Origin of the sequence: Streptomyces sp. NPDC021080 (genome assembly GCF_044333225.1) — a bacterium.
Taxonomy (GTDB): Bacteria; Actinomycetota; Actinomycetes; order Streptomycetales; family Streptomycetaceae; genus Streptomyces.
Window position 1 is genome coordinate 1 of sequence record NZ_JBIRQM010000053.1, and the last position, 3,499, is coordinate 3,499.

Consider the following 3,499-nt stretch of genomic DNA (forward strand, 5'->3'; position numbering starts at 1 on the left):
TTTCCCTTTCCGGCGAGTCCGACTCTATCAGATCCTTTCGGGCCTGACTCCCAGTCAGCGGGATTTGCCTTCCCGGCCGTTGGGCCGTTCCGACGTCTCAAACTTTAGCGGATCTTCCCGGCAGTTCCTAATCGGGCCGCCGGGCCCCAAGCCAATTGAATTCGGACACGCCGAATTCACCCCGGCTGGGAGATCGTGCTGGTGGTTTGATTGCCGCATCAGCGGCGGAGGTGCCGTCGCCGAACCGTTCCGGTCCCGCGACAACTCGGAGAACTTTACGGATCCGCCAGGGCAGTGTCAACCCATCCCTGTCAAGATCTTTTGAAGCAGGTGCCGGGGCGGCCCCGCGGGTGTCCCGGCACGTCACCGCCGACAAGAGCCGGCGGCGAGGCCTGACCATGGCCGCCTGGTCGACGAGCACGAGGGCAGTGAGGACAGCGGCGGTGCTGCTGGGCTCCAGCTGTTGCTCCAGGCGCGGGGCTCCCTTCACCGTCGATCAGCTTCAGGGGGCCGGGTGCGCCTTCGACACGGCACTCAAGGATCTGGGGTGTGAGCCTCTCCCGGTCGCCCCAGCTCTCCGCGAGCACGGAGAGCTGAACCCCGACCGTCTCGCTGATCGGCGCCTGGTGACCGAGGAGGCCGGCGACAAGCAGGCCGAGCCCCACCTCCTGCTCTCCGGTGTCCCAGCGGTCTTTGACTTCGCGGGCTTCTGCCTCCGGCAGCAATGCGGCGAGCCTGTTCCGGATGACGATGTCGTCGGCCATCTGTCAGACGCTCGGCCTTGTGCAACACCCTTCAGAAAACGTCGAATTCATTGCCTTCCGGGTCCTGCAGCAGGACGGCGTAGTGCCCCATGTCCGGCTCGTCCGCGATCCGAAGCACGTCGGCGCCGGCTGCGACCAGTCTTTCCACTGTGGTGGTGACCCGCTGCGTGCGGACCGCCAACGGGACATCGCGCCCACCGCCGACCTTCAGGTCGAGGTGTATCCGGTTCTTGGTGGCCTTGGGTTCCGGAACATGCTGGAACCACACCCGGGGCCCTCGTCCTGCGGGATCGACGATCGACTCCGGGAGGTCTCCCGCACCTGCGGGCAACTCCTCCTCGGGGACCCCCATGTCCGCCCAGTACTCCCGCCACGTGGCATGGCCGCCCGGCGGGGGCTCGGGTACGTATCCCAGAGCCTCGCTCCAGAACGCCACCATCCTCCGCGGATCGGCACAGTCGATCGTCAGCTGCAGCGTCATCTCCATGACCAGAGCCTGACAGACACGTCTGACATCCACGCCGGACCGTGTCGGCTGCCGTGGCAGAGCCCAGGCGTGCGGTCAGTCGAATCCCGGCTGACGGCCACCAGAGAAGATGGGCTTCGGGGGGGCAGCACGCTCCACGACCTGGCACAGCTCGCGGGCCCGCCCGACCCGGTCACCGCCCAAGTCGGCAGGAAGCCGGTCGAGTTCCGCCGGCAGCAGCGGCACCTGTCGCTGATCGAAGACCGCATCCCCGTACGGCGTCAGGGCCCAGAGCATCGGGAACCGCGCCGGGTCCAGATCCGCGAAGCCGGCCGTCCACTCCACCCAGCGGTCTGACCGCCCGCCCGTGGCCGTCGGCGGTCCAGCCGAGCAGCCTCACCCCGGGAACGAGCCCCGTCAGGGCGTTTCGGGCTTGCGGGCCAAGAGGCAGGCGTGCGGTCTGTTCACGCGTCCGCCGGGCTCCTGTTCCAGTCGCGCGGTGACGACGAGTCCGGCCTGGTCCAGCAGGTCGACCATGCGGTCCAGGGGCAGGAGGTACGACTCGTAGGACACCGGACGGCCATAGCCGTGGGTCGGCTGCAGCCGCTCATTGCCGACATGGCCTCCCCAGAGCAGGTAGCCGCCGAGCGTGAGCGTGCGGTGGAACTCGGCGAACACATCCGGTAGCCACTGTGGGGGCGTGTGATGGGTGGAGTACCAGGCCAGGATGCCGCCGAGCTCGTCGTCCCTCGTCTCCAGCGCGGTCATCGACCCCTCGGTGAACCGCAGGTCCGGATAGGCGTGCCGGGCCAGCCCGACCATCTTCGACGACAGATCGACGCCGAAGACGGACACCCCCAGCCCGGCCAGGTGCGCCGTCACGCGTCCGGGGCCGCATCCCAGGTCCGCGACCGGCCCCAGACCGGCCGTCCGCACCAGTTCGGCAAACCCCACCAGCATCACGCGTGACAGCGGGTCCATATCGGCCGGAGGCGGGACGCGTTCGACGTAATCGGCGGCGACCGTGTCGTACGACTCGCGGACGGCGGTCAGAAAGGAGGGCTCAGCCATGCGGGCGACCCTAGAGCAGGCAACTGACAGACCATGGCACGACCTTCAGCTGACCCGCGCGACCGTCCACCGCTGCCGATGTGTTTGGCCAGGCTCGTGGGTCAGGATGGCGGCATGCCGACCTGGTTCCGCGCCTACTACGAGGACGAAGATCTGTGGCTGTATTTCGAGGCCGATGACGAGGGCTGGGCCGCGCGGCAGGTTGAGGTCCGGGGGCAGGACTCGCGTCCGGTGACGGCGGCCTCCTTGGAAGAGGTGCTGCACTTGCGTGATCATGCCGATCTCGCGGCGATGTTCCGCTATGAACAGCAGTACGGCGTTCTTGCCGAAGGTCCCATGGACGGCTGGCAGGACCAGTCGCAGGCGGCCGAGATCTCCGCGGAGGAGTTCGAGCGGCTGTGGACTGAAGCACGGCGGACTCTCGGCGATTCAGCCTGACCTGGCGGGCTGAGGTTCGTGGAAGGTGCAGCCGCGGAGCATGGCGAAGGCGATCGTCTCGTCAGCCTCGCCAGACAGGCGGCCGGGTAGCCCATGTCCCTCCAACCGCCGGATACAGAACACCAGTTGATGCCGGCTGGTCGACAGGGCCTCGTACATCGCACTCTGCCCGCGCCGGGTGCTCGGGCGGCAGCATCGGCCCCACCGCCGAGTGCGACGGACCAGGAAAATTCGGCTCCGCTCGGGAAAGAGAACTGGCACGATGTGCGGCATGTCGACGAACCGAAAGGTCCATGCCGCGTAGACGGCCAGGACACATACGGGCCGGCGTGCCCAGCCGCCGGACACCAGGAGCAAGGCCGGAGATCGACGGCCTGTCCTCGAGTGCACTGTCGGAGGTCGTTCGTCTCGAACGCACTCGCGGCTATCTGCAGCCAGGGGACGTCAGCGCGGCCATGCGCCTGTGGAAGGACTACGTCCACCAGCCCGAGCACCAGTTGTGGCAGGACTACGAGTACGGCAACGTGCACTGGGACTGCTGCGGCAACCTCTTCGAAGCACGTGCTCTCCTCGATGTCGTGATGCAAGCCATGACCCTGCGAAACGCTCGCAAACTCCGGCAGCTCGTCAGCCAGTCCGACGCCGTCTTGAATCGACTTCCGGGGAAATGGTCCTGAAATGCAGAAAACCCCCGGACCGGTATCCCCGGTCCGGGGGTTTTCTCTAAAATTTGTTCGGCGGCGTCCTACTCTCCCACAGG

The 3,499-nt window shown here is 67.1% G+C and carries 6 protein-coding genes; 2 read left to right on the forward strand and 4 right to left on the reverse strand.

The genetic code is table 11. The features are described 5' to 3' along the window. Positions 1-311: 311 nt before the first annotated feature. The 4 genes from ACH4S8_RS45000 to ACH4S8_RS45015 all read right to left on the reverse strand — a co-directional run bounded on the left by ACH4S8_RS45000 (position 312) and on the right by ACH4S8_RS45015 (position 2,301). Positions 312-764 carry a hypothetical protein gene (locus tag ACH4S8_RS45000; protein ID WP_398405148.1) on the reverse strand — a complete coding sequence of 151 codons (453 nt, stop codon included), beginning with the start codon at positions 762-764 and terminating at the stop codon, positions 312-314. Between the two features lie 31 nt (positions 765-795). Then, on the reverse strand, positions 796-1,251 hold the full coding sequence (locus ACH4S8_RS45005) for a VOC family protein (RefSeq protein WP_398405150.1): 456 nt from the start codon (positions 1,249-1,251) through the stop codon (positions 796-798). 75 nt (positions 1,252-1,326) lie between these two features. Then, entirely contained in the window at positions 1,327-1,575 is a 249-nt protein-coding gene (locus tag ACH4S8_RS45010; protein ID WP_398405152.1) for a hypothetical protein, read from the reverse strand. A gap of 72 nt (positions 1,576-1,647) precedes the next feature. Next, complete coding sequence (locus tag ACH4S8_RS45015; protein WP_398405154.1) at positions 1,648-2,301, reverse strand: class I SAM-dependent methyltransferase; 654 nt, start codon at positions 2,299-2,301, stop codon at positions 1,648-1,650. A gap of 114 nt (positions 2,302-2,415) precedes the next feature. Between ACH4S8_RS45015 and ACH4S8_RS45020 the strand changes: the two genes are divergently transcribed. Both ACH4S8_RS45020 and ACH4S8_RS45025 read left to right on the forward strand, forming a co-directional pair. Then, complete coding sequence (locus ACH4S8_RS45020) at positions 2,416-2,739, forward strand: hypothetical protein (RefSeq protein ID WP_398405156.1); 324 nt, start codon at positions 2,416-2,418, stop codon at positions 2,737-2,739. Positions 2,740-3,194: 455 nt separating this feature from the next. Continuing rightward, entirely contained in the window at positions 3,195-3,416 is a 222-nt protein-coding gene (locus tag ACH4S8_RS45025; protein ID WP_398405158.1) for a hypothetical protein, read from the forward strand. Positions 3,417-3,499 lie beyond the last annotated feature (83 nt).

Coding starts and splice junctions, on each gene's coding strand:
- ACH4S8_RS45005 (WP_398405150.1), bottom strand. CDS start 1,251: ATGGAGATGACGCTGCAGCTGACGATCGACTGTGCCGATCCGCGGAGG.
- ACH4S8_RS45000 (WP_398405148.1), bottom strand. CDS start 764: ATGGCCGACGACATCGTCATCCGGAACAGGCTCGCCGCATTGCTGCCG.
- ACH4S8_RS45025 (WP_398405158.1), top strand. CDS start 3,195: ATGCGCCTGTGGAAGGACTACGTCCACCAGCCCGAGCACCAGTTGTGG.
- ACH4S8_RS45015 (WP_398405154.1), bottom strand. CDS start 2,301: ATGGCTGAGCCCTCCTTTCTGACCGCCGTCCGCGAGTCGTACGACACG.
- ACH4S8_RS45020 (WP_398405156.1), top strand. CDS start 2,416: ATGCCGACCTGGTTCCGCGCCTACTACGAGGACGAAGATCTGTGGCTG.